Source organism: Pampinifervens navoyensis, from assembly GCF_046159715.1.
Classification (GTDB): Bacteria; Aquificota; Aquificia; order Aquificales; family Aquificaceae; genus Pampinifervens.
The window spans coordinates 248295-270491 of the sequence record NZ_JBJXCT010000001.1; the positions used below are offsets into that span (position 1 = coordinate 248295).

The 22197-nt window shown below is 48.7% G+C and carries 28 protein-coding genes; 21 read left to right on the top strand and 7 right to left on the bottom strand.

What is annotated here, in order from left to right; translation table 11 throughout:
* Positions 1-12 precede the first annotated feature (12 nt).
* The 16 genes from rpsL to ACKRDP_RS01485 all read left to right on the top strand — a co-directional run bounded on the left by rpsL (position 13) and on the right by ACKRDP_RS01485 (position 11441).
* Positions 13-420 (top strand): 30S ribosomal protein S12, encoded by a 408-nt coding sequence (rpsL, locus tag ACKRDP_RS01410; protein WP_409152964.1) that lies wholly within the window; start codon positions 13-15, stop codon positions 418-420.
* Positions 420-902 carry a 30S ribosomal protein S7 gene (rpsG, locus tag ACKRDP_RS01415; protein WP_409152965.1) on the top strand — a complete coding sequence of 161 codons (483 nt, stop codon included), beginning with the start codon at positions 420-422 and terminating at the stop codon, positions 900-902. Before rpsL ends, rpsG begins: the two co-directional genes overlap by 1 nt.
* Positions 903-912: 10 nt before the next feature.
* On the top strand, positions 913-2997 hold the full coding sequence (gene fusA, locus ACKRDP_RS01420; RefSeq protein ID WP_409152966.1) for an elongation factor G: 2085 nt from the start codon (positions 913-915) through the stop codon (positions 2995-2997).
* A gap of 12 nt (positions 2998-3009) precedes the next feature.
* Entirely contained in the window at positions 3010-4227 is a 1218-nt protein-coding gene (gene tuf, locus ACKRDP_RS01425) for an elongation factor Tu (RefSeq protein WP_409152953.1), read from the top strand.
* A 9-nt stretch (positions 4228-4236) separates the two neighbouring features.
* Positions 4237-4551, top strand: coding sequence for a 30S ribosomal protein S10 (rpsJ, locus tag ACKRDP_RS01430; protein ID WP_409152967.1), 315 nt, complete (start codon positions 4237-4239; stop codon positions 4549-4551).
* 2 nt (positions 4552-4553) lie between these two features.
* Positions 4554-5258 (top strand): 50S ribosomal protein L3, encoded by a 705-nt coding sequence (gene rplC / locus ACKRDP_RS01435; protein WP_409152968.1) that lies wholly within the window; start codon positions 4554-4556, stop codon positions 5256-5258.
* Positions 5255-5854, top strand: coding sequence for a 50S ribosomal protein L4 (rplD, locus tag ACKRDP_RS01440; RefSeq protein WP_409152969.1), 600 nt, complete (start codon positions 5255-5257; stop codon positions 5852-5854). The genes rplC and rplD overlap by 4 nt, the downstream gene beginning before the upstream one ends.
* Positions 5851-6147, top strand: a complete 297-nt coding sequence (rplW, locus tag ACKRDP_RS01445; protein ID WP_409152970.1) for a 50S ribosomal protein L23 — start codon at positions 5851-5853, stop codon at positions 6145-6147. Before rplD ends, rplW begins: the two co-directional genes overlap by 4 nt.
* A 2-nt stretch (positions 6148-6149) precedes the next feature.
* A complete protein-coding gene (gene rplB / locus ACKRDP_RS01450) occupies positions 6150-7028 on the top strand; it encodes a 50S ribosomal protein L2 (protein ID WP_409152971.1) in 879 nt (292 codons plus the stop codon).
* 98 nt (positions 7029-7126) lie between these two features.
* On the top strand, positions 7127-7483 hold the full coding sequence (gene rpsS, locus ACKRDP_RS01455; RefSeq protein WP_409152990.1) for a 30S ribosomal protein S19: 357 nt from the start codon (positions 7127-7129) through the stop codon (positions 7481-7483).
* 9 nt (positions 7484-7492) lie between these two features.
* Positions 7493-7831 carry a 50S ribosomal protein L22 gene (rplV, locus tag ACKRDP_RS01460; RefSeq protein ID WP_409152972.1) on the top strand — a complete coding sequence of 113 codons (339 nt, stop codon included), beginning with the start codon at positions 7493-7495 and terminating at the stop codon, positions 7829-7831.
* Positions 7831-8526 carry a 30S ribosomal protein S3 gene (gene rpsC / locus ACKRDP_RS01465; protein ID WP_409152973.1) on the top strand — a complete coding sequence of 232 codons (696 nt, stop codon included), beginning with the start codon at positions 7831-7833 and terminating at the stop codon, positions 8524-8526. The genes rplV and rpsC overlap by 1 nt, the downstream gene beginning before the upstream one ends.
* Positions 8527-8528: 2 nt before the next feature.
* Positions 8529-8951: a 50S ribosomal protein L16 gene (gene rplP, locus ACKRDP_RS01470; RefSeq protein WP_409152974.1), complete on the top strand. Its 423-nt coding sequence runs from the start codon at positions 8529-8531 to the stop codon at positions 8949-8951.
* A complete protein-coding gene (gene rpmC / locus ACKRDP_RS01475; RefSeq protein WP_409152991.1) occupies positions 8951-9151 on the top strand; it encodes a 50S ribosomal protein L29 in 201 nt (66 codons plus the stop codon). The genes rplP and rpmC overlap by 1 nt, the downstream gene beginning before the upstream one ends.
* Positions 9148-9438 (top strand): 30S ribosomal protein S17, encoded by a 291-nt coding sequence (gene rpsQ, locus ACKRDP_RS01480; RefSeq protein ID WP_489685574.1) that lies wholly within the window; start codon positions 9148-9150, stop codon positions 9436-9438. The genes rpmC and rpsQ overlap by 4 nt, the downstream gene beginning before the upstream one ends.
* A 14-nt stretch (positions 9439-9452) precedes the next feature.
* Positions 9453-11441 (top strand): LPS-assembly protein LptD, encoded by a 1989-nt coding sequence (locus ACKRDP_RS01485; protein ID WP_409152975.1) that lies wholly within the window; start codon positions 9453-9455, stop codon positions 11439-11441.
* Here ACKRDP_RS01485 and rpe read toward each other — a convergent pair.
* From rpe to ACKRDP_RS01500, 3 genes are read right to left on the bottom strand one after another with little or no spacing between them, the layout of a single operon-like run.
* Positions 11419-12087: a ribulose-phosphate 3-epimerase gene (gene rpe, locus ACKRDP_RS01490; RefSeq protein ID WP_409152976.1), complete on the bottom strand. Its 669-nt coding sequence runs from the start codon at positions 12085-12087 to the stop codon at positions 11419-11421. The genes ACKRDP_RS01485 and rpe overlap by 23 nt on opposite strands.
* Positions 12084-13388 carry a homoserine dehydrogenase gene (locus tag ACKRDP_RS01495; protein WP_409152977.1) on the bottom strand — a complete coding sequence of 435 codons (1305 nt, stop codon included), beginning with the start codon at positions 13386-13388 and terminating at the stop codon, positions 12084-12086. The genes rpe and ACKRDP_RS01495 overlap by 4 nt, the downstream gene beginning before the upstream one ends.
* A complete protein-coding gene (locus ACKRDP_RS01500; protein WP_409152978.1) occupies positions 13385-14251 on the bottom strand; it encodes an SDH family Clp fold serine proteinase in 867 nt (288 codons plus the stop codon). The genes ACKRDP_RS01495 and ACKRDP_RS01500 overlap by 4 nt, the downstream gene beginning before the upstream one ends.
* Before the next feature lie 41 nt (positions 14252-14292).
* On the opposite strand from ACKRDP_RS01500, the gene alr reads away from it, so the two are divergent.
* Genes alr through ACKRDP_RS01520 form a run of 4 tightly spaced genes read left to right on the top strand, consistent with a single transcriptional unit; the run spans position 14293 to position 17236 of the window.
* Positions 14293-15312: an alanine racemase gene (gene alr, locus ACKRDP_RS01505; RefSeq protein WP_409152979.1), complete on the top strand. Its 1020-nt coding sequence runs from the start codon at positions 14293-14295 to the stop codon at positions 15310-15312.
* On the top strand, positions 15303-15902 hold the full coding sequence (gene tmk / locus ACKRDP_RS01510) for a dTMP kinase (RefSeq protein WP_409152980.1): 600 nt from the start codon (positions 15303-15305) through the stop codon (positions 15900-15902). Before alr ends, tmk begins: the two co-directional genes overlap by 10 nt.
* Before the next feature lie 21 nt (positions 15903-15923).
* The gene (locus ACKRDP_RS01515) at positions 15924-16283 is read left to right on the top strand and encodes a histidine triad nucleotide-binding protein (RefSeq protein WP_409152981.1); all 360 of its coding nucleotides are present in this window, start codon (positions 15924-15926) and stop codon (positions 16281-16283) included.
* Between the two features lie 17 nt (positions 16284-16300).
* Positions 16301-17236, top strand: a complete 936-nt coding sequence (locus tag ACKRDP_RS01520; RefSeq protein ID WP_409152982.1) for an SAM-dependent methyltransferase — start codon at positions 16301-16303, stop codon at positions 17234-17236.
* Here the strand turns inward: ACKRDP_RS01520 and ACKRDP_RS01525 are convergent.
* Both ACKRDP_RS01525 and leuB read right to left on the bottom strand, forming a co-directional pair.
* The gene (locus tag ACKRDP_RS01525; protein ID WP_409152983.1) at positions 17222-18730 is read right to left on the bottom strand and encodes a hypothetical protein; all 1509 of its coding nucleotides are present in this window, start codon (positions 18728-18730) and stop codon (positions 17222-17224) included. The two genes, ACKRDP_RS01520 and ACKRDP_RS01525, sit on opposite strands and share 15 nt — an antisense overlap.
* Positions 18712-19806 (bottom strand): 3-isopropylmalate dehydrogenase, encoded by a 1095-nt coding sequence (gene leuB / locus ACKRDP_RS01530; protein WP_409152984.1) that lies wholly within the window; start codon positions 19804-19806, stop codon positions 18712-18714. Before leuB ends, ACKRDP_RS01525 begins: the two co-directional genes overlap by 19 nt.
* Before the next feature lie 22 nt (positions 19807-19828).
* On the opposite strand from leuB, the gene ffh reads away from it, so the two are divergent.
* Positions 19829-21148, top strand: coding sequence for a signal recognition particle protein (gene ffh, locus ACKRDP_RS01535; RefSeq protein WP_409152985.1), 1320 nt, complete (start codon positions 19829-19831; stop codon positions 21146-21148).
* Here ffh and ACKRDP_RS01540 read toward each other — a convergent pair.
* Both ACKRDP_RS01540 and ACKRDP_RS01545 read right to left on the bottom strand, forming a co-directional pair.
* Positions 21116-21583: a tetratricopeptide repeat protein gene (locus tag ACKRDP_RS01540; RefSeq protein ID WP_409152986.1), complete on the bottom strand. Its 468-nt coding sequence runs from the start codon at positions 21581-21583 to the stop codon at positions 21116-21118. The genes ffh and ACKRDP_RS01540 overlap by 33 nt on opposite strands.
* Positions 21580-21906, bottom strand: coding sequence for a hypothetical protein (locus ACKRDP_RS01545; protein ID WP_409152987.1), 327 nt, complete (start codon positions 21904-21906; stop codon positions 21580-21582). Before ACKRDP_RS01545 ends, ACKRDP_RS01540 begins: the two co-directional genes overlap by 4 nt.
* Between the last annotated feature and the right edge of the window lie 291 nt (positions 21907-22197).

A 22197-nucleotide genomic window follows, 5' to 3' on the forward strand; every position in this document is an offset into this window, starting at 1 on the left:
GAGGTTTCAGGTATGCCTACCATAAACCAGCTTGTGAAGCAAGGTAGGGAAGCGAGAAAAAAGAAGAGCAAGGCCCCCGCACTTCAGGGCAACCCTCAGAAGAGAGGAGTCTGCGTGAGGGTTTACACGGTAACCCCCAAAAAGCCCAACTCAGCCCTGAGAAAGGTTACCAGGGTCAGACTATCAAACGGCATTGAGGTTACTGCCTACATACCGGGTGAGGGACACAACCTTCAGGAGCACTCTCTTGTTCTTGTGAGGGGTGGAAGGGTAAAGGACCTGCCCGGAGTAAGATACAAGGTGGTGAGAGGTGCCCTGGATACTGCCGGAGTGGCAAACAGGAGACAATCAAGGTCAAAGTATGGAGCCAAGAGGCCAAAACCCGGTCAACAGGCTCAGGCAAAGGGAGGTAAGAAGTAATGCCAAGGAAAGGTCCAGTTCCTGCAAGAGAGATAGCGCCAGACCCCAAATACGGGGATGTTGTAGTCCACAAGCTGATTAACAAGGTAATGGAAAGCGGCAAAAAGTCTGTGGCGGAGTGGATAGTCTACAACGCCCTTGAATCTGCAGCAAAAGAGGTCAACATGCATCCTGTTGAGCTACTTCACAAGGTGGTGGAAAAGTTAAAACCAGAGTTTGAAGTGCGTCCCAGAAGGGTAGGTGGTGCCACCTACCAGGTTCCCGTGGAGGTTCCACCCCGCAGACAGGTAAGCCTTGCCCTCAAGTGGCTCGTTCAGTCTGCAAGGGAGAGGTCAAAACACAGGGGAAGCTACACAATGGTGGAAAGGCTAAAAGCTGAGCTTCTTGATGCTCTTCAGGAAAAGGGTGGCGCCATAAAGAAAAAGGAAGACACCCACAAGATGGCAGAGGCCAACAAGGTCTTTGCACATTTCAGATGGTAAGGAGGTTCCCATGGCAAGGCTTGTTCCCATAGAAAGGCTCAGGAACATAGGAATAGTGGCTCACATAGACGCAGGTAAAACCACAACTACGGAAAGGATACTCTATTACACGGGCAAAACTTACAAGATAGGTGAGGTGCACGAGGGTGCTGCCACAATGGACTGGATGCCTCAGGAGAGGGAAAGGGGCATAACCATAACCGCCGCAACCACCGCCTGCTACTGGAAGGACCATCAGATAAACATCATAGACACGCCAGGGCACGTAGACTTCTCGGTGGAAGTGGTCCGTTCCATGAAGGTGCTGGATGGCATAATCTTCATCTTCTCAGCGGTGGAAGGTGTCCAGCCCCAGTCGGAGGCAAACTGGAGGTGGGCAGACAGGTTTGGTGTTCCCAGAATCGCCTTTATAAACAAGCTGGACAGACTGGGTGCAGACTTCTACAGGGTTTTCAACGAGATAGAGAAAAAGCTCAGCATAAAGCCGGTGGCAGTCCAGATACCCATAGGTGCCGAGGACCAGTTTAAGGGCGTGGTGGACCTCATGGACATGAAGGCCATAATCTGGCTTGAGGAGACCCTGGGTGCAAAGTATGAGGTGGTGGATATTCCTTCAGAGTATGCTGACAGGGCTCAGGAATGGCGTGCAAAGATGGTGGAGGCTATCGTGGAAAAGGACGATGAGCTCATGATGAGATACCTTGAGGGAGAGGAAATACCCACACAGGACCTCAAGAGGGTCCTCAGGAAGGCAACCATAAACAAGGAGCTCGTTCCAGTCCTCTGCGGTTCAGCCTTCAAGAACAAGGGTGTTCAGCCCCTTCTGGACGCAGTTCTGGATTACCTGCCCTCTCCCCTTGATGTTCCACCTGTGCGCGGAATAAACCCAAAAACCTCAGAGGAAGAGGAAAGAAAACCTCTTGATGAAGAGCCTTTCTGTGCCTATGCCTTCAAGGTAATGAGCGACCCATACGCAGGTCAGCTCACCTACTTCAGGGTATTCTCTGGAAAGGTCACAGCAGGTTCTTATGTTTACAACGCCACCAAGGACAAGAAGGAAAGGGTGGGAAGGCTTCTTCTCATGCACGCCAACTCAAGGGAAGATGTGCAGGAAGTCTCCGCTGGTGAAATAGTGGCTGCTGTGGGAATGGACGCGGCAACTGGAGACACCCTCTGCGATGAAAAGCATCCCATACTTCTTGAAAAGTTAGAGTTCCCAGAGCCTGTTATATCTATGGCAATAGAGCCCAAAACAAAGAAAGACCAGGAAAAACTGTCTCAGGTGCTAAACAAGTTTATGAAGGAAGACCCCACCTTCAAGGCAAGCGCAGACCCGGAAACTGGCCAGACCCTCATACATGGTATGGGAGAGCTTCACCTTGAGATAATAGTGGACAGAATGAAGAGAGAATACGGTATTGAGGTAAACGTAGGCAAGCCTCAGGTTGCCTACAAGGAGACCATAAAGGGTAAGGCGGTGGCGGAGGGTAAGTTCATACGTCAGACGGGTGGTAGGGGTCAGTATGGACATGCAGTCATAGAAATAGAACCCCTTGAAAGGGGTCAGGGCTTTATCTTTGAAAACGCCATAGTGGGTGGAATAATACCCAAGGAGTTTATTCCTGCGGTAGAAGAAGGCGTAAAAGAGGCCATGCAGAACGGTGTGCTTGCTGGTTATCCAGTGGTGGACGTAAAGGTCAAACTCTTTGATGGTTCCTACCACGAGGTGGACTCTTCAGAGATGGCCTTCAAGATTGCTGGCTCTCTCGCCTTCAAAGAAGCTTCAAGGAAGGCGGGGCTTGTTCTTCTTGAGCCCATAATGGAAGTGGAAGTGGAAACACCTGAGGATTATGTGGGTGATGTGATAGGAGACCTCAACTCAAGACGCGGCAAAATCATGGGTATGGAAAACAAGGGCATAATAACCGCCATAAGGGCATACGTGCCCCTTGCGGAGATGTTTGGTTATGCCACCACACTCAGGAGCTTGACACAGGGAAGAGGAACCTTTATAATGAAATTTTCTCATTACGATGAGGTTCCCCAGAGCATAGCAGAGCAGATAGTTGGGGAAAGAACCTTAGCAGCAAAATAAGGAGGTAAGGCGATGGCAAAGGAGAAGTTTGTAAGGGAAAAGGAGCATGTGAACGTGGGCACCATAGGGCACGTGGACCACGGAAAGTCTACACTCACCTCAGCCATAACCTGTGTGCTTGCAGCAGGGGTCATGCCAGGAGGAAAGGCAAAGTGCATGAGGTATGAGGAGATAGACAAGGCACCAGAAGAGAAGGAAAGGGGAATAACCATAAACATCACACACGTAGAATACGAGACACCCAAGAGGCACTATGCCCACGTGGACTGTCCTGGACACGCAGACTACATAAAGAACATGATAACAGGAGCAGCACAGATGGACGGGGCAATACTGGTGGTATCAGCAGCAGACGGACCCATGCCCCAGACAAGAGAACACGTATTGCTAGCCCGTCAGGTGAACGTGCCATACATAGTAGTCTTTATGAACAAGTGCGACATGGTAGACGACCCAGAGCTACTTGACCTTGTAGAACTTGAAGTAAGGGAACTTCTTTCCAAGTATGAATTTCCTGGGGATGAAGTGCCAGTGATTCGTGGTTCAGCTCTTGGAGCACTTCAGGAGCTTGACGCGGGCAAACCAGACCAGTGGTGCAACGCCATAGTAGAACTTATGAATGCACTGGACCAGTATATACCCACGCCACAGAGGGAAGCGGACAAACCCTTCCTCATGCCCATAGAGGACGTGTTTACCATATCAGGGCGTGGAACAGTGGTGACTGGGAGAGTGGAGAGAGGGGTATTAAAGCCGGGAGAGGAAGTGGAGATAGTGGGGCTGAGAGAGGAGCCACTCAAGACAGTGGCCACATCCATAGAGATGTTCAGGAAGATACTTGATGAGGCGCTACCGGGGGACAACGTGGGAGTGCTGCTGAGGGGAGTGGGCAAGGACGATGTGGAGAGGGGGCAGGTGTTGGCGAAGCCTGGGACAGTCAAGCCTCACAGGAAGTTCAGGGCGCAGGTATACGTGCTTAGCAAGGAGGAAGGTGGAAGGCATACACCCTTTTTCCTCAACTACAGGCCACAGTTTTACTTCAGGACGGCTGATGTGACTGGGACGGTGGTAAAACTTCCTGAGGGTCAGGAGATGGTGATGCCGGGTGACAATGTGGAGATAGAGGTGGAGCTAGTCAAGCCTGTGGCTATGGAGGAGCAGCTCAGGTTTGCCATAAGAGAGGGTGGAAGGACTGTGGGTGCTGGTGTGGTCACTAAGATTATTGAGTGAGGGAAAGCTATGGAGCAGGAACTTATAAGGATAAAACTCAGGTCCTATGACCACAGGCTTCTTGACCAGTATGTGAAACAGATAATAGATACTGTCAAGAGGACAGGTGGTGTGGTGAAGGGTCCCATACCTCTTCCGGTGAGAAAAAGAAGGTGGGTGGTGCTCAGGTCTCCTCACAAGTTTGACCAGTCAAGAGAGCACTTTGAAATGAGAGAGCACAGAAGGATACTGGACATAACCAGGGCAACCTCTCAGACAATTGAGTCTCTGAGAGATTTAACCCTTCCGGCAGGGGTTGATGTGGAGCTAATAATAGGGAGATAGCCATGGCGATAGGTCTTATAGGTAAAAAGGCGGGAATGACAAGAGTTTTTCTCAAGGATGGCACAGCCGTGCCTGCCACGGTCATAGAGATAAAGCCCAACTACATCACTGCCATAAAGACTCAAGAGAAGGATGGATACAGCGCCCTTCAGGTGGGTGCCTTTGAGGATGGTGAAAAGCATCTTACAAAGCCAGAGCTGGGACACCTCAAAAAGGCTGGCAAAATCCTGAGAAGACTGAAAGAATTCAGGGTTGAATCTGTTGGAGAATACCAGGTGGGTCAGGAGTTAAGAGTGGAGGAAGTATTTCAACCTGGGGACCTTGTGGATGTGGTTGGCAGGAGCAAAGGAAGAGGCTTTGCCGGCACCATGAAAAGATGGGACTTTGGCGGTTTTCCCAAATCCCATGGACACAGATATCACAGGGCAGTTGGTTCCATAGGAAACAGGTCAGACCCTGGTAGGGTGTGGAAGAGTAAGAGGATGGCTGGACACTGGGGCAACGAGCCCATAAGGGTGCAGTCCCTGCTGGTGCTTGATGTTCTGCCTGAGCACAACGCTCTTGTGGTAAAGGGTTCGGTGCCCGGACCCAATGGAGGAGTGGTCTTTGTGGAGAAAAGCACCATAGCAAACAGAAGGTCTCAGAGGCTCAAGCTTAACAGGATAAAGGGTATGACGGAAAGCCTTGTGAAAGGAGAGGTCTCATGAAGGTGCTTCAGATGGAGCTAAAGCCTGAAGTCTTTGGTGTGGAAGTTAACAGGCATGTGCTGTGGGAAGTGGTAAAGTGGCAACTTGCCAGCAGAAGACAGGGAACACACAGCACGAAGACAAGGGGTGAAGTGGCCTACAGCGGGAGGAAACTTCTTCCCCAGAAGGGCACAGGTAATGCGAGGCACGGAGACAGGGGTGCAAACATATTCGTTGGTGGTGGTGTGGCCCACGGACCAAAGCCCAGAGATTACTACTACGCTCTTCCCAAAAAGGTGAGAAGACTGGGGCTCAAAATGGCTCTCAGTCTGAAGGCAAAGGAGAACAACCTGCTGGTGGTGGATAGCCTTGACCTCGGAGATGTGCCAAGGACTAAAAAGGCGGTAGAGCTTCTGAAAAAGCTCGGCATAGATGGAGAAAAGGTGCTGGTGGTGCTGCCACAGAAGGAGGAAGTTGCTTACAAATCCTTCAGAAACCTGCCCTATGTGAGGGTTCTGCCCGTTGAGGGTCTGAATGTTTACGACATGCTCTGGGCGGACAAGCTTTTGCTTACCGCTCAGTCCCTGGAAAAGATTTATGAGAGGTTGGCATCATGAAAAGGCCAGAGGAAGTCATCATAAGACCCATAATAACGGAGAAAAGCAACAGACTCATGGAAGACCACAAAAAATACACCTTTGAAGTGGCTATGGATGCCACAAAGCACGAAATAAGGCATGCCATAGAAAAGCTCTTTGGGGTAAAAGTTGTTAAGGTAAACACCATAATAGTAAAGCCAAGGAAGAAAAGAGTCATAGGAAAGTTCAGGAGGTATGGTTATACAAGGGCTTATAAGAAGGCCATAGTTACCATACCGCCTGATAAGGAAATAGACCTGACAGGAGTGTAAAAATGGGTGTAAGGAAGTTAAAACCTGTTACCAATGGACAGAGACATGCGGTTCTTTACGACTTTTCTGAGGTCACAAAATCAGAGCCGGAAAAGTCCCTTATAGTCCACTGGCACAGGGCTAAGGGAAGGTCCCGTCAGCAGGGCAAGATAACTTCAAGGGGCAGGGGAGGTGGCAACAAGAGGAGATACAGGCTCATCGACTTCAAGAGGGATAAAAGCCTTGTTCCTGCAAAGGTGGTTGCCATAGAATACGATCCCAACAGGTCTGCACGCATAGCCTTGCTCCAGTATGCGGACGGTGAAAAGAGATACATTCTCTGGCCTGAGGGTCTCAGGGTAGGCGACAGCGTCCTGTCCATATCTTACGAGGATGCGGAAGCCGGAAAGGAGCTTCCAGAGATAAAGGTGGGCAACGCACTCCCTCTCAAGTATATGCCTGTGGGAACGGTTGTTCACAATGTGGAGCTCCATCCCGGAAAGGGTGGTCAGATAGCAAGGTCTGCCGGCATGTCTGCCCAGATACTGGGTAAGGTGGGGGACTATGTGCAGCTCAGAATGCCCTCTGGCGAGATAAGGCTTGTTCATCAGAGATGCATGGCCACCGTTGGTGTGGTAGGTCTTGCGGAGCATGAGCTCGTAAAATACGGAAAGGCTGGAAGATACAGATGGCTGGGCTGGAGGCCAAAAGTGAGGGGAACTGCCACCAACCCGGTGGACCATCCTCATGGTGGTGGTGAAGGAAAAACGAAGGGTAAACACCCCGAATCACCTTGGGGCTGGAAGACAAAGGGCTACAAGACAAGAAGAGGTAAGAAGTATTCTGACAACTTCATACTGGTCTTAAGAAAGGGCAAGCCTCTCAGAGGAGGTGTGAAATAATGGGTTTTAAGGGTGCATGGAACAAGAGGAACAGGCTCATTGAGGACCTTGAGAGCTTTCTCAAGCTCCACAAGAAGACCCAGAGGATATACAAAAAGGTGAGAGCTGTTCAGCACACTCCCGAGCTTTACCAGAAGGCCCTCGAAAAGTATCAGCAGGTCTGGAATGAATACAGAAGGCTTGTTAACAAAAAGGCATGGGTTGACCCAAAGCTCTGGGCAAGAATAAGGAAGATGAACCAGACGGGTGACAGGAAAGTTATAAAGACCTACAGCAGGGATACCACCATAATACCTGAGTTTGTGGGACACACCATAGCAGTTCACAATGGGAAGACCTTTGTGCCCGTTTACATAACCTCTGATATGGTGGGACATAAGCTGGGTGAGTTTGCACCCACAAGAACTTTTAAGGGCCATCCAGAAAAGTCTGCAAAGGCTACAAAGAAGAAGTGAGGTGAAAAGATGGAAGCAAGGGCAGTTTTGAGGTATGCCAGGGTTTCACCCACAAAGGCGAGGCAGGTGCTCAGAATCATTCAGGGTATGAAGGCAGGAGAAGCTCTGTATCAGCTCAGGTTCATACCAAAAAAGTCTGCAAGGATAGTGGAAGGAATTCTCAAGAGTGCTCTGGCCAATGCTGAGCAGAAGGGTATGGACCTTGAAAAGCTTTACATTCAAAAGGCGGTTGCCGATGAGGGCCCCATGTATAAAAAGTGGATGCCAAGGGCTCATGGAAGGGCAACCATGCTCAGAAAGAGAACCTCTCACATAACCCTTGTGCTTCAGGAAAAGGAGGAAGAATAATGGGTCAAAAAACTCATCCCATAGGCTTCAGAGTGGGAGTTATAAGGGACTGGAACTCCAAATGGTTTGCAGGCAAAAGGGATTACACACAGCTGCTACATGAGGACATAAGGATAAAGGAATACATAAAGAAGAGATATGCCTCTGCCGGCATATCCAAGGTGGTTGTGGAAAGGATGGCAGACAAGGTAAAGGTGAGAGTCCTCGCCTCAAGGCCAGGTATCATAATAGGAAGGAAAGGGGCAGAGGTAGAACAGCTCAAAAAAGACATAGAGTATATAACAAGGGGTAAGGATGTGGTTATAACGGTGGATGAAGTCCGGGTGCCAGAGCTAGATGCCCAGCTTGTGGCGGAAGAGATTGCACTTCAGATAGAAAGAAGGGTGTCTCACAGAAGGGCTATGAAGAGGGCAATAGACAACGCCTTCAAGGCTGGGGCAAAGGGTGTCAAGGTACAGGTTAAAGGTCGTATTGGGGGTGCTGAGCTGGCGAGGGCTGAATGGTTCCTTGTGGGAAGGATGCCCCTTCAGACCCTCAGAGCAGACATAGATTACGGATATGCGGTAGCTCAGACAAAGTATGGCGTGCTTGGAATAAAGGTGTGGATATACAAGGGAGATGTGCTTAAGGGCGGTAAAGAGGAAATAGTAAAGAAGATAGAAGAGGACCTGAAAAAGGCTGAGAAGGAGGTTTAAACATGTCTTTTCTTGCTCCAAAGAAGACAAAGTTTAGAAAAACACAGAGAGGAACGCTGAAAGGAAAGGCCCTGAGAGGCAACAGGGTCTCTTTTGGTGAGTATGGAATACAGGCCCTTGAGTCCTGCTGGCTCACCCAGAGGCAGATAGAGGCTGGAAGGATAGCTCTCGTGAGGGCTCTAAGAAAGGGTGCAAAGGTATGGATACAGGTATTCCCGGACAAACCCTACACCAAAAAACCCAATGAGGTTCGTATGGGTGGTGGAAAGGGTGACCCTGAAGGTTTTGTGGCCGTTGTAAGACCGGGGAGGATACTGTATGAATTTTCTGGAGTTCCGGAAGAGGTTGCGGAGGAAGCTCACAGACTTGTGGATGCAAAGCTTCCTATAAAGACAAGACTTGTAAGGGCTGGAGGTATAAAGTGATGAAGGTGGAAGAGCTCAGGAAACTAAGCCTTCAGGACCTCCTGAAAAAAGAAGAGGAGCTCAGAAAAGAGCTTCTCAGACTGAGGTTCAAAAAAAAGATAGAGGGGCTTCCCAACCCCATGCAGATAAGGAATACCAGAAGGGACCTTGCAAGGGTCCTCACCCTCATAAGGGAAAAACAGCTGAGAGGTGAAGCATGATGGAAAAGCCATGGCATCTGAAGAGAAAAGAGCTTGTGGGTTATGTGGTAAGCGACAAGATGGATAAAACTGTGGTAGTCAAAGTGGACAGAAAAGAAGCTCACCCTCTTTACAAAAAGCACATAATAAAAAGCAAGAAATACCATGCCCATGACCCCAATAACCAGTGCAGGACAGGGGACCTTGTGGTAATAAGGGAAACGAGGCCTCTTTCAAAGACCAAGAGATGGGTTGTGGTAAAGATACTGCAGAGGGCGAAGTCTCCGGAGGAAGCGCTCAAAGAGTAAAATAAAATATCTATATGCTCCTTTTCCTTCTCTTCTTCCTTTTCTTTTCCTACTCCTTTTCTCTTGAAGTTCTCTCTCAAAGTCTTGAAAGATTGCCAGATGGAACTTTCAGGGCAACGGGGGATGTGGAGGCTTACTACAGAGAATACTACATAAGGGCAGATTTCATGACTTACGACCCTCAGAAGAGGGTGGTTTACGCCAGGGATAATGTCTACATAAAGTCTGCAGATGGGAGGCTTGAAGTTAGAGGGAAGGAGGCGCTTCTTGACCTTGAGAGAGATGTGGGATACTTTCTTGATGCAGAGGGCAGGTTTGAAAAGTTCAATTTCACAGCAAAGAGGGTGGACAAGGAAGGTGAGCTGTATTCTGTAGAAGAGGGTTCAATAACCACATGTCCTCCTGACAGAAGAGAGATGAACCTATGCTTTTCAAGGGCCAGCATATCACCACGCTATGTTTTCAGCAAGAACAACAGTCTCAGGCTTTTCAGAATTCCCATTGCCTACCTTCCCGTAAGTTTGTTTCCTGTGGGAGATAGAAGGTCAGGGCTTCTGCCCCCCACCATAGGCTCAAATACATACAACACCTTCATATATCAGCAGCCTATATACTGGGCTATATCAAAGAATAAAGATATGACCCTGACATTTGATTTCAGAAACAGACAGGCAAAGGGACTTTCCCTTGAATACCGCCAGTCTCTCAGAAAAGAGCTTGACCTTAATACAAATCTTTCCTTCTACAGAGAACCAACACCTCCCGGTAAATGGTGGCAGGGCAGAGACCTATCTACCTTTAGAGAGAATCGATACAGGATAAGGGGAGAAGTTGACCTGGGAAACCTGAAGGCGGGAGTTGACCTCCTGTCTGACCCCTACTTTATGCAAGATGTTTACTTTACAACAAGGGAGAGGACGGTTCCCTACCTTACTTCCTATATCAGCTACAGAAGGGAGTGGGAGAGCTTTCTCTTTACCTTTGATTTGAAAAGGTTTTACGATACTACCTCACCCAGCAACAGACAAACTCTTCAGAGGTTGCCGGAGATGGGCTTTTATCTTAAAGAAAGCCAATTACTTCCTCACATATACTTCAACCTGAGCGCCTCCTACACAAACTTTTACAGGGAGGAGGGTATGAGGGCTCACAGGCTTCTTCTCTTTCCGGAGCTTTCCATACCCAAGGAGCTTCTGGGTCTTAACCTGCTTTCAACTCTCACTCTGGAAAACCTCTTCTACCTGGATGTAAGGGGGGAGGATTTTAAAGACAAGAGCGTGGTTGGCTCCCTACGCTACAGAGAAAGGCTACCCTACTTTTTCAACTTTAACTTGAGAGGTTTCCAATTCAAGAACATCCTTGAATTTTCCTATTCCTACAGGCCTAAAAGCTTTAATAATCCAAGGTTTGACAGACTGGACAGCATAGACAGGGAGAGCCTCCTGTCCTACACTCTGAGGAGTCATGGCTATTATGCGGAAAGGATTCTCTACACACTCTTCCTTGAAGGAGGATATAACCACCTTGGCAGGTTTACATATGCAGGGCAGGAGGTCAGGGAAAATCTTCTTCCTGTAAGAGCAATCCTGTGGCTTTATCCTTTAGACTGGCTCAGGCTTTCTTCAGACAGCGTCTATGACCCGGTTCATGGACGTCTCCTAAAAACTATAGGCTCCCTTACCCTCAGCGGTGAAGGTAAGAGCATAACTCTGGGTAGAACCCTTGAAAAAAATTATGATGGCACCAGGGTCAACGACCAGTATAGTCTGTCTGCTTCTGCACTTTACAGAAAGGCAAACATTACACTCGGGCTGATAAGGGATAACAGGATAAACAAAGACCTTCAGAGGCAGGCAGGCATGGAATACAGGGGTGCATGCTGGAGCTTTGGCCTTCTCCTGAGAGACATATACGACGGAACAAGGCAAAAGTATCTGAAGGAAGTTTTTCTTACCTTTAATGTCTTTGACCTGCAGAGGTTTACAGTGCCTCTGAAGAGATGAGCAGCTCTTTTAATTTCCTCGTCTGAACCCTTACGTCTTCCGTATGAAATATGCCAGAACCAACAACTAGAATGTCTGCACCAGCTTGTGCAACCTCCAGTATATTATCTTCCTTTATGCCTCCATCTATTTCAATGAGGACAGAGGGATTTATTTCCTCCGCCATTGCTCTGAGCCTCCTTAGCCTCTGTATGGACCTCTGAATGAACTTCTGTCCTCCAAATCCTGGGTTAACGGACATGAGAAGCACAAAGTCCACGTAATAAAGGACCTCCTCCAGGGCAGAGAGGGGCGTTCCCGGGTTTATAACCACCCCCGCCTTTGCTCCAAGGCTCTTTATCAGCTCAAGGGTTCTGTGGATATGGGGTGTATTTTCCACGTGAACACTCACCATGTCAGCACCAGCCTTTACAAAGTCGGGTATGTATCTCTCCGGATTTTCTATCATGAGATGAGCGTCCAGAGGAAGAGGACAGTGCCTTTTTATGCTTTCTAAAAGCACAGGTCCAAAGGTTATGTTTGGCACAAAGTGCCCGTCCATCACATCAAAGTGTATTATGTCCGCACCACCCTCCACGCATGCCATTACCTGCTCACCAAGCCTCCAGAAATCTGCAGAGAGTATGGATGGTGCAAGGAGCCTCATTCTGCTTCCTCTTCAACCCTTATGAGCACTGGCTTGCCCATAACCACGGGAAGTTCCTGCACCTGCTTTAGGGCTCTGCGCATGGACTTTTCGTAGGCTTTGTGCGTCAGTATTACAAGAGGCACTATGTGCTCTCCTTCCCTTCCCGCCAGTTTGCAGACCTTTTCCTTCTGGAGGACGCTGGCTATACTTATATGGTTGTCTGCAAGCACTCTTGCTATGCCTGCAAGAACCCCGGGCCTATCTGGCACATCAAACCTGAGATAATACCTGCTGTAGAAATCTTCAGTGAGCGGAAGGCTTCTCCTTTCCCAGTCAATGCTGAAGCTGCATTTAATTCCCGGGGAAAGCCTGCAGGCAATGTCCACTATGTCTGAAACAACCGCGGACGCGGTAGGATGCGAGCCTGCACCCCTGCCATAAAACATGGTTTTGCCCACAAAGTCCCCTTCCACCATTATGGCGTTAAAAACATCTGAGACCTTTGCTAGGGGCTCCTCTTCTGGGAGGAAGGTGGGGTGAACCCTTACCTCAAGACCTTCTTCCCTTCTTTTGGCTATGGCCAGGAGCTTCAGGGTATATCCCAGCTCTCTGCCCAGCTCCACGTCCAGAAGGTCCACATGCCTGATACCTTCCACATATACCTCTGAGAAGGGGAAAAAGCTACCGAAGGCCATGTAGGAGAGTATGGCTATCTTGTGGGCGCTGTCCCAGCCGTCTATGTCAAGAGAAGGGTTTGCCTCTGCGTATCCCTTTTCCTGAGCTTCTTTCAGAGCTGTTTCAAAGTCCACGTCTTCCTGAAGCATTCTTGTAAGGATGTAGTTGGTGGTTCCGTTCAGTATGCCGTATATTGCCCTTATGTTGTTTCCTACAAGGGACTCCCTTACCGCCTTTATTATGGGTATGCCACCACCCACAGAGGCTTCAAAGCCTATGTGCAGTCCTCTTTCCTCCGCAAGTCTGAAAAGCTCAATTCCCTCTTCTGCCAGCAAGTGCTTGTTGGCAGTAACCACATGCCTTCCCGCCATGAGAGATTCTTTTATAAGCTCCTTTGCAAAGCCCTTTCCACCCACAAGCTCCACCACTATCTGGGAGCTTTCAAGAACTTCTCTGTAATCAGTTGTCCTTAGCCTCTCTGGCACATGAAAGTCTCTTGGTCTTTCCCAGTCTCTGTCTGCCACCTTTGAAAGCTCAAGTTCTATCCCTGTCTTTTTCTTTATGGTTTCTAAATTCTTCAGAAGAAGCTCTACCACTCCAGTGCCCACTACACCGCAGCCAACTATTCCAACCCTTACTTTCAATGCCTTCCTCCCTGACCTGTCCTGTATGGGACGGGTATATACTGCACAGAGGGCACCTGAGAACCCATGGGCTGTGGAAAGAGCTCCATGAGGGCATAAACTTCCTCTGGCACTTCTGTGCTCACGTTAAGACCGAGGCTTTTCAGATACTCGGCGGTAAGAGGATAGTCATGGGTGTATTTACCCGTGGCAAGCTCCTCAGCTATACGCTTTGCCTTTTCTCCTTCCATGCCGTTCTGAGTAAGAAGCCACAACAGATATGACTTCATCTGGTCTATTGCCTTCTGAGCTATATCCGCCATTATAAGAGTCTGGTCTTCTATGTCCTTTAGCTCCTTCTGCTGAAGGACCTTAAGGATAGACGCAGCAGGCATCTGACCTATTTGAGGGTCAACAGGTCCAAGCACGGCGTTTGGGTCCATGATTATTTCATCTGAGGCAAGAGCCAGCAGGGTCCCACCTGACATGGCGTAGTGGGGGACTATAACCCTTACCGGACCTCTGTGTCTTACGAGGGCGTTGGCAATCTGAGTGGCCGCAAGGGCAAGACCTCCAGGGGTGTGAACTATAAGGTCAATGGGCATTTCCGGTGGAGTCATCCTTATGGCCCTGAGGACCTGCTCCGAGTCTTCAATGTTTATGTATCTGAATATGGGAATGCCAAAAAAGCCCAGGCTTTCCTGTCTGTGTATCAGGGTTATAACTCTGCTACCCCTCTTCTCTTCAAGCTGCCTCATAAGAGCCTCCCTCGCCTTTGAAAGGAGAAACCTCCTCCAGAAGGGTATGAAAAGGAAGGCCAAAAGCAGGAAAAACCAGAGAAAGTTAAGTAGAGAGAAAAAGGGATTGTAGAAGGGCTGTTCCATGAGAAAAATTATAGCACGCTGTGAGATAATAGAATAACCGCATGCCGAGGGCAGAACTGAAGATAAGCAGCAAAAAACTTGCAGAAAATGTCAAAAGTCTGTCTGAGTTCTCCCATAAGCCTCTTATAGCGGTTGTGAAAGCCAATGCCTACGGCATAGGTGCACTGCAGGTGAGTTCAGTTCTTGAGAAGCTAGAGAGGGTCTCAGCCCTTGCCGTTGCCTGTGTTGAGGAGGGTGTAGAACTAAGAAGGGCAGGCATCAGAAAAAAAATCCTCGTGCTTGGCGGGGTTCTGAAGGGTGAGGAGAAGGCATTTCTGGACTACTCTTTAACACCTGTGGTGTCCCACAGGGAACACCTAAGAGCCCTTGAGGGCATAGATGTGCCCATACAGGTAAAATACGACACGGGTATGGGAAGGCTTGGTTTTCTTGAGGAGGTTGTCCGGGACGGTAGAGTTGAAGGAGTGCTGAGCCACCTTTCAAGCCCCCTTGATGAAGAATTCTCAAGGCTCCAGATTGAGAGATTTGCTCAGGTGGTAAAGAAGTATGGAAATCTCCGGTATGTGCATATGGAGAGCTCTGCGGGAGTTGTTTACCGTGTTCCCTTTACCACTCATATACGCGTTGGGCTAGCCCTTTATGGAGAAAAGCCCATGCAGAACTATCCGGTGCAGCTAAAGCACACCCTTGAGCTCAGAGCGAGGATAATATCTGTAAAAGACCTTCCTGCGGGTTTTCCCGTATCCTATTCAAGGACCTTTATAACCCAGAAGCCCACGAGGGTGGGTGTTGTTGCTTTCGGCTACGCAGATGGACTTATGAAGAGCCTTTCCAATAAGGCAAGCCTCTTTTTCAGGGGAAAGCCTGTAAAAATTCTCGGAAACATAACCATGGACATGACCATGGTAGACCTCACAGATACAGAGGCACAGGTGGGGGACTGGGTGGAGATAGTTGGTGAGAATCAGAGCTTTACGGACCTGGCAAGGCTAGCAGGAACAATACCCTACGAGCTAATGACAAACCTCTCAGGAAGGATAAGGAGAGAGCTATGCTCATAACCTTTGAAGGCATAGACGGCTCTGGTAAGAGCACGCAGGCTAAGAGGCTGTATGAACACTTCAGAAGCCTGGGCTATAAGGTTTCTCTATACAGAGACCCCGGCTCTACCCCTCTTGCGGAAGAAATAAGGAGGCTTTTGCTGGATTTTCATATGGACCCCACCACAGAGCTTTTACTTTTTGAGGCGGCAAGGTCAAGCCTTGTGTGGGAAAGAATATTTCCTGACCTGAGGGAAGGGAAAATCGTAATAATTGACCGCTTTATAGACTCCACCACCGCCTATCAGGGATATGGAAGGGAGATAAACCTGGGGACGGTAAACATTCTGAACCACATAGCTGTAAGGGGGCGAAAGCCCGACATAACCTTTCTTCTCAACGTGCCCCTTGAGGTTGCTCTCCAGAGATTATCTGACAAGAAGACAAGGTTTGAGGACGGAAAATTCCTCAGAAGGGTAAGGGATGCCTACATACTCATAGCCCATCAGGAGAAAGAGAGAATTGTGATGCTTGACGGCACACAACAGGAAGAAGAATTGTTTGGGAAAGTGCTTGAGACTCTTAGAGAAAGGTTTAAACTTGATTTATAATCTGAAGGCAGGAGGCAGGTCATGCAGGATTGTATTTTCTGCAAGATAGTGAGAAAGGAAATACCCTCTAAGGGCGTCTATGAGGATGAGTTGGTCTATGCCTTTCACGACATAAACCCGGTTGCACCCACGCACATACTTATAGTTCCAAAGAAGCACATTTTTGGTGTTCAGAGCCTTGAGCCCGAGGATGAATCTCTTGTGGGACATATGTTCTATGTGGCAAGGAAACTGGGAGAGGAGCTTGGTCATGCTCCGGACGAAAACCTTAATGGTGGTTACAGACTGATCTTTAATGTGGGGAGGGACGCAGGGCAGAGCGTTTTTCACCTTCATCTTCACTTTATAGCAGGGAGGAGCATGTCCTGGCCGCCGGGTTGATATCTTTCAGAGACTGGATGTTCCAGAGAGTAAGAGAATATTATCAGGGGGACTTCAGGAAAGACTTCTTTACCGCACCGGAGCTGGACAGAGCCTTCGGGTATGCCCTCGGGGAGTTTATCTCTGAACTTATAGGGGACTTTGAAAAGCCCATTCTCCTTGAGCTTGGTGGTGGTAGCGGTGCCCTTGCTTACGACATTCTCTATTATCTTAAACAAAGAGAACCAGAGCTCTTTGAGAGAGCCAGCTACTACATCTACGACTTTAGTCCCACACTGGTCGAGCTCCAGAAAATAAGGCTTGAAGGTTTTGAGGGCAAGGTTTTCTGGTGCCGGGAGCTTTTCCCCTTAGAGGGTGTGGTCTTTTCTAACGAGTTTTTTGACTGTCTGCCGGTGCACGTGGTAAAGGAAAGAAGAGAACTTTTTATAAGGGATGGAGAAGAGGTCTGGCTTGAGCTTGAAGACTCACGGGTAAAAGAGGTTTTGAAGAGGATGGATTATGAGGGGCTATCTCAGGTGCTGGAGGTGTGCGTGGACTGCGTGGAGTTTCTGAAGAAACTGGCTTCAAACCTCATAAGGGGGTATCACCTTGTTATAGACTACGGCTACACCTCGGAGGAGCTCCACAGGTTTCCGGAGGGGACGGTCCTGGGCTACAGCTCCCACAGTGTCCAGAGGGATGTGTTGAAAAGCGAAAAGCCCGTTGACATAACCGCCCAGGTTAACTTTTCCCTTCTGGAGGAATATGGGAAAGATTCTGGACTGGAAAAGGTCTTCCTCAAAAGACTCAGAGATTTTCTTCTTGAAAGTCCTGCCTTTTTGCGTGAATTTGAAGAGCTGAGCCTCTCTGAAAAGCCCGAGGACCTGGAAAGGCTCTCCCGTCTTAAAACCATGCTTGTGAGTATGGGAGACCGCTTCAGAGTGCTTTTGCAGAGAAAACTACAGAGCCCTTAACTCCAGCTCGTAAACCTCTCCCCTGTTCTGTATGGTGAGGGTGCCTGTCCTTCCCGTGAGAACCAGTATTCTTCCGTCCTTTGTGGTAAGCACCGCCTGCACTGACTCTTCAAAGTTTCCACCTCTCACAGGTCTTATAAAGACAAGGTCCTTTCGCCTTTCGCCCAGTATGAAAAGCTCACCCCTGCTGTATTTTACTATGTCTAAAAACCTCTGCACCACGCCTGTATGGTTTTTCACCACAAGGGCCATGTTGAAGTTAAGAAATCTTACAGAAGCTCCTTTAGGGTTGAAGATAAAGTTGAGCTTACCCTGCTCAAAGGGAATCTCCACAAGAGTGTAGGAACCTCCAAAGCCCTCTTCTGTGGAGAAGACCTCTGAATCCCCTCTGAAGACCCTCACCCTTCCAGCGGTGTCTGTAAATACCAGGTAGTCACCAAAATAAAAGGCGCTGTCTATTCTGAAGCCTCTGGGGGCGAGGAAGGCTCCAGTCTCCCTCAGGTTTTCCCCTTCAAGGGAAAGCCTTACCGTCTGTCCGAACCTGTCTCTGAAGTTGAACCTCTGACCCACAAAGGTTTCTCTCGGTCTTCTCCTGTCAAGGACACCCATAATGTATGGTATGTTTCTTCTCACAGGGACAAAGCTATCTCCAACAGCCCTCAATATGATAGAGTTTGCAGAGTCGCCTGTAACCATATTTACCAGCACCAGGTCTGTGCCCTCACCTGTAATTTTTCCGCACTGAAGGCCCACCGGAACGCCTGCCGGCAGGCTGTATTCAAACCTCTTTACCAGGTCGTTCTTCAGAAGTTCATAAACTTCCACCCTGCCAGAAAAGAGCACCGCGAGAAACTCTTTGCCAGTTCCCGTAAGGTCGCAGAGGTCTGCCGAAAGTGGAAGTGAAGGCAGTGGTCTCAGGAGCTTAGGTCTGGCCAGCAGGTTTATGTCTTCCAGCCCTGCCCTCTCAATCCCCACGGGCGCAGCCTGCTGAACCTGGAAAAAGGCCACTGGCGCACCCCTGTATTCCACACCTATGCCCTCCTTCAGCTCCTTTATGGTGTAGGTGCAGGTCTTTTCCCTCTTGAGCTCCGGAAGCACTGAGCGGAGCTTAAAAAACCAGTCTTCCGAACCATCAAAACACACATCCTCCGCCCATAGCCTTATCCTGTCCCCCTCTCTTGCAGAACCCTCAAGTATTCTTGCGTAGGAAAAGGCTTCCTGAACCTCTTCAATTCTAAGCCTTCCAACCCTTTCCCTTTCCCTTCCTATTACCTGTTTGGTGACAGGATGGACTATCTCCTTGCCCTCTCTGAAGACTGTAAACTCTTCACCTGACCTCACCCTGTCTCTGCCAAGGTCTACAAGCGCTCTATTTCCCTCTACTTTGACCACATAACCCTCTCTCTGGAAAAAGTCCCTTATGCCCTGCAGAGCATCCTGAGCCCATATGCTTACAGAAAGAAGCATTATAAGAGCTAACGCAAACCTTCCCATAGCTCCTCCATAGCCTTTATTATGGCATCTGTCATGCCATCGGTGCCTACCTTTACATAGCCATCTGAGTATATGTCTGGAGTTCTGTAGCCCCTCTCAAGCACAAGCTCTACCGCCCTTTCCAACAGCTCTGCCTCTCTTTTCAATCCAAAGGAGTATCTGAGCATCATGCCGGCAGAAAGTATGGTGGCTACAGGATTTGCAATACCCTTGCCTGCTATGTCCGGTGCGGAGCCATGAACAGGCTCGTAGAGGGCATACCTGTCCCCAAGACTTGCGGAGGGTAGCATGCCAAGGCTTCCCGTTATAACCGCCGCTTCGTCAGAGAGTATGTCGCCAAAGATGTTGCCCGTGACTATCACATCAAAGGAAGAGGGTCTTCTCACTATCTGCATGGCACAGTTGTCCACATACAGGTGCTCAAGCTCCACGTCTGGATAGTTCCTGGCTTCTTCTTCCACCACTGCCTTCCACAGACCGCTCACCTCCAGCACGTTGGACTTGTCCACGCTTGTGAGCTTTTTTCTTCTCTGGCGGGCTATTTCAAAAGCCTTGCGGACAACCCGCCTTATCTCATCCTCCGTGTATTTCATGGTGTTTATACCTATCCTCTTTCCATCCTGCACAAAGACCCCCCTTGGCTCCCCGTAATAGACATCCCCTGTGAGCTCTCTCACCACTATAAAATCCGTCCCTCTTGCTACCTCTTCTTTGAGTGGTGAGGAGGAAATGAGCGATTCATATACTTTTGCAGGTCTGAGGTTTGCATACAGGTCAAGGGCTTTTCTTATGCCAAGAAGCCCCTTCTCGGGTCTTTTCTCCGTTGGCAGGTTATCCCACTTTGGACCACCCACTGCACCCAGAAGCACCGCATCAGAGCTCAGGCACAGCTCCACCGTCTCCTGTGGAAGCGGCGTTCCCTTCTGGTCTATGGCAGAACCGCCTATCAGAGCCTTTTCAAAGATAAAGTCCAGACCTGCAAGCTCTCCAAGCCTTCTGAGAACCCTGAGGGTTGAGGATATTATCTCAGGACCTATTCCGTCTCCCTCTAATACCGCTATCTTGAAAGTGGGCATACTGTGTATTATACTAAACCTTATGTTGGAACTGCTCACTGAAAAGTTCAGCAAGGCTCTGGGAAGGGTAAGGGACACGAGAAAACTCACCGAAAAGCAGGTAAACGATGTGCTCAGAGATGTAAGGGCTGCCCTCATAGAGGCAGATGTGGACTATGATGTGGTGAAGAATTTTCTGAAAAGGGTCAGAGAAAGGACGCTGAGCGAAGACCTTACAAAAAGCCCATCACCACAGGATAGCTTCATGCTTACCATATACGAGGAGCTTGTTCAGACTCTCGGGGGTGAAAAACAGGACCTTAGAAAGGGTGTGGTGCTTTTTGTAGGACTTCAGGGAACTGGTAAAACCACGAGCATAGGAAAAATAGCCCACCATCTGAAAGAGCAGGGCTTCAAGGTAGCTGTAAGCTCTACGGACGTGAGAAGACCAGCTGCCATGCTACAGCTTCAGAGGCTTGCAGAAAAAATAGGTGTGCCCTACTATGGCTTTGAGGAAGGACTGACCGCAGTGGAGATAGCCAGAAGGGCACTGGAGAGGGCCAAGAAGGAGGGCGTGGACTATCTGCTTCTGGATACCGCTGGAAGACTTCATATAGATGAAGAGCTCATGCAGGAGCTAAAGGAGATAAGGGAAGCGGTCGGGCCCTCTGAGGTCATATATGTTGCCGATGCCATGCAGGGGCAGTCTGCCCTTACTGCTGCAAGGACCTTCCATGAAGTTGTGGGGCTCACTGGGGTTGTTTTAACGAAGATGGACGGGGATGCGAGGGGCGGTGTTGCCCTTTCCGTGAAAGAAGCCCTTGGCGTTGGCGTAAAGTTCATGGGTGTGGGAGAAAGGATTGAAGACATAGAGCCCTTCTACCCTGACAGGATTGCTCAGAGGATACTGGGTCTTGGTGACATACAGACCCTTGCGGAAAAGGTTCAGAAGGTTATTCCAGAAGATGAGGCTCAGGCGCTTGCCTTCAAGGTTCTTAAGGGCGAGTTTGACCTTGAGGACATGCTCAAACAGCTCAGGTTTATAAAGAACATGGGACCTCTTGATAAACTCCTTGGCATGCTCCCGGGCATAGGTGCACAGCTCAAGGGACTCAAGATAGAAGAAAAAAAGTTTAAAAAGACAGAAGCCATAATACTTTCGATGACAAAGCAGGAAAGGAGAAACCCGAAGATAATCAACATGAGCAGAAAGCAGAGGATAGCAAGGGGCAGTGGAACAACGCTTTCCGATGTGAACAGAGTGCTTAAAGAATACGAGGAAATGAAAAAACTCATAAAAAAACTAAAAGGCATGCAGGGCATGCCCCAGCTACCAAAGTTCCCTTTCCCCTTCAAAAGATAGACAGTCTACCCTCTTTCTACTAATCTCCTCTTCTATGCCCTTCATGGTCTGAAAGTATTCTTGCCTCTGCCCCTTTTCCATAGCCTCTTTTACAAGCCTGAGAGCCTGACAATTCTCTCCCTTTCTGTTGAGAACATAGGCGAGGTTGTTCAGAAGGTCTGGGTCTCTGCTTAGCTCAAGAGCCTTTTTATAGAACTCCTCTGCCCTGTTCCAGTCCTCTCTTCGGGCATATATGTTTCCAAGGTTGTAATAGGCAAGCCAGTTCTTCCTATCCTTTCTTATGGCTTTCCTGTATTCTTCCTCCGCTAACTCTAACTTTCCCTGCCTTTCGTATATGTATCCGAGGTCTGTATGCTCCTGAGAAGTCAGTGGGTCCTTCAGTATCACCACAGAGGCACAGGAGCTCAAAAACAGCAAGAGTATCAGAAAAATCATTCTATCCTTCCTGCAGGAAGCGACTCGCTACCAAATAGATAACCAGTGGCAAGGTCAACATCTATACTTTGTGCAAGCTTAAGTTTCTTTTCTGAGTCTATGTTTTTAAAACCCACCTTGGTCTTAAATAGTTTGAAGCTAGCTATTATTCTTTCAATATCTGACCTTTTAGCATTCGTATAAAAGTCTTCATTAAAAAACACATAGTCAAAAGAGCCAATCCTTATTTCCTTTAGCTCGTATCCCGTGGTTCTGTAGTCGTCAAGGGCAGTTCTAAGCCCTCCTTTTCTTACCACTGTCATTATTTCTCCAAGCTGTTTCATGCTTACATCCGATGGTATGCGCAAAACAAAGTTTTTACTTAAAGCTGGTAGATAACTGAGCTCTCTGGAGATGGGGATTCTGATAAATAAAGGCTTATCAAGTATCCTGCTGGCTACAGCCCTGAGCACCATATTTTCTACTTCTGCCTTGGTTTCCTTGTTGATAATATCATTAAAACCTAACCCGAGTTGCAAGTTATAAGAAATTATGGTAAAAAAAAGCTCCCCATGGAAAACCCATAGGGAGGATTAAGATGATAGAAGAGAAAATTGTAACATACTTCGTCCTTA

What these genes read in the sequence shown, in the direction of transcription:
- rpsL (WP_409152964.1), top strand. Translation starts at nt 13, where the DNA reads ATGCCTACCATAAACCAGCTTGTGAAGCAAGGTAGGGAAGCGAGAAAA.
- rpsG (WP_409152965.1), top strand. Translation starts at nt 420, where the DNA reads ATGCCAAGGAAAGGTCCAGTTCCTGCAAGAGAGATAGCGCCAGACCCC.
- fusA (WP_409152966.1), top strand. Translation starts at nt 913, where the DNA reads ATGGCAAGGCTTGTTCCCATAGAAAGGCTCAGGAACATAGGAATAGTG.
- tuf (WP_409152953.1), top strand. Translation starts at nt 3,010, where the DNA reads ATGGCAAAGGAGAAGTTTGTAAGGGAAAAGGAGCATGTGAACGTGGGC.
- rpsJ (WP_409152967.1), top strand. Translation starts at nt 4,237, where the DNA reads ATGGAGCAGGAACTTATAAGGATAAAACTCAGGTCCTATGACCACAGG.
- rplC (WP_409152968.1), top strand. Translation starts at nt 4,554, where the DNA reads ATGGCGATAGGTCTTATAGGTAAAAAGGCGGGAATGACAAGAGTTTTT.
- rplD (WP_409152969.1), top strand. Translation starts at nt 5,255, where the DNA reads ATGAAGGTGCTTCAGATGGAGCTAAAGCCTGAAGTCTTTGGTGTGGAA.
- rplW (WP_409152970.1), top strand. Translation starts at nt 5,851, where the DNA reads ATGAAAAGGCCAGAGGAAGTCATCATAAGACCCATAATAACGGAGAAA.
- rplB (WP_409152971.1), top strand. Translation starts at nt 6,150, where the DNA reads ATGGGTGTAAGGAAGTTAAAACCTGTTACCAATGGACAGAGACATGCG.
- rplV (WP_409152972.1), top strand. Translation starts at nt 7,493, where the DNA reads ATGGAAGCAAGGGCAGTTTTGAGGTATGCCAGGGTTTCACCCACAAAG.
- rpsC (WP_409152973.1), top strand. Translation starts at nt 7,831, where the DNA reads ATGGGTCAAAAAACTCATCCCATAGGCTTCAGAGTGGGAGTTATAAGG.
- rplP (WP_409152974.1), top strand. Translation starts at nt 8,529, where the DNA reads ATGTCTTTTCTTGCTCCAAAGAAGACAAAGTTTAGAAAAACACAGAGA.
- rpmC (WP_409152991.1), top strand. Translation starts at nt 8,951, where the DNA reads ATGAAGGTGGAAGAGCTCAGGAAACTAAGCCTTCAGGACCTCCTGAAA.
- rpsQ (WP_489685574.1), top strand. Translation starts at nt 9,148, where the DNA reads ATGATGGAAAAGCCATGGCATCTGAAGAGAAAAGAGCTTGTGGGTTAT.
- ACKRDP_RS01485 (WP_409152975.1), top strand. Translation starts at nt 9,453, where the DNA reads ATGCTCCTTTTCCTTCTCTTCTTCCTTTTCTTTTCCTACTCCTTTTCT.
- rpe (WP_409152976.1), bottom strand. Translation starts at nt 12,087, where the DNA reads ATGAGGCTCCTTGCACCATCCATACTCTCTGCAGATTTCTGGAGGCTT.
- ACKRDP_RS01500 (WP_409152978.1), bottom strand. Translation starts at nt 14,251, where the DNA reads ATGGAACAGCCCTTCTACAATCCCTTTTTCTCTCTACTTAACTTTCTC.
- alr (WP_409152979.1), top strand. Translation starts at nt 14,293, where the DNA reads ATGCCGAGGGCAGAACTGAAGATAAGCAGCAAAAAACTTGCAGAAAAT.
- tmk (WP_409152980.1), top strand. Translation starts at nt 15,303, where the DNA reads ATGCTCATAACCTTTGAAGGCATAGACGGCTCTGGTAAGAGCACGCAG.
- ACKRDP_RS01515 (WP_409152981.1), top strand. Translation starts at nt 15,924, where the DNA reads ATGCAGGATTGTATTTTCTGCAAGATAGTGAGAAAGGAAATACCCTCT.
- ACKRDP_RS01520 (WP_409152982.1), top strand. Translation starts at nt 16,301, where the DNA reads ATGTTCCAGAGAGTAAGAGAATATTATCAGGGGGACTTCAGGAAAGAC.
- ACKRDP_RS01525 (WP_409152983.1), bottom strand. Translation starts at nt 18,730, where the DNA reads ATGGGAAGGTTTGCGTTAGCTCTTATAATGCTTCTTTCTGTAAGCATA.
- leuB (WP_409152984.1), bottom strand. Translation starts at nt 19,806, where the DNA reads ATGCCCACTTTCAAGATAGCGGTATTAGAGGGAGACGGAATAGGTCCT.
- ffh (WP_409152985.1), top strand. Translation starts at nt 19,829, where the DNA reads ATGTTGGAACTGCTCACTGAAAAGTTCAGCAAGGCTCTGGGAAGGGTA.
- ACKRDP_RS01540 (WP_409152986.1), bottom strand. Translation starts at nt 21,583, where the DNA reads ATGATTTTTCTGATACTCTTGCTGTTTTTGAGCTCCTGTGCCTCTGTG.
- ACKRDP_RS01545 (WP_409152987.1), bottom strand. Translation starts at nt 21,906, where the DNA reads ATGAAACAGCTTGGAGAAATAATGACAGTGGTAAGAAAAGGAGGGCTT.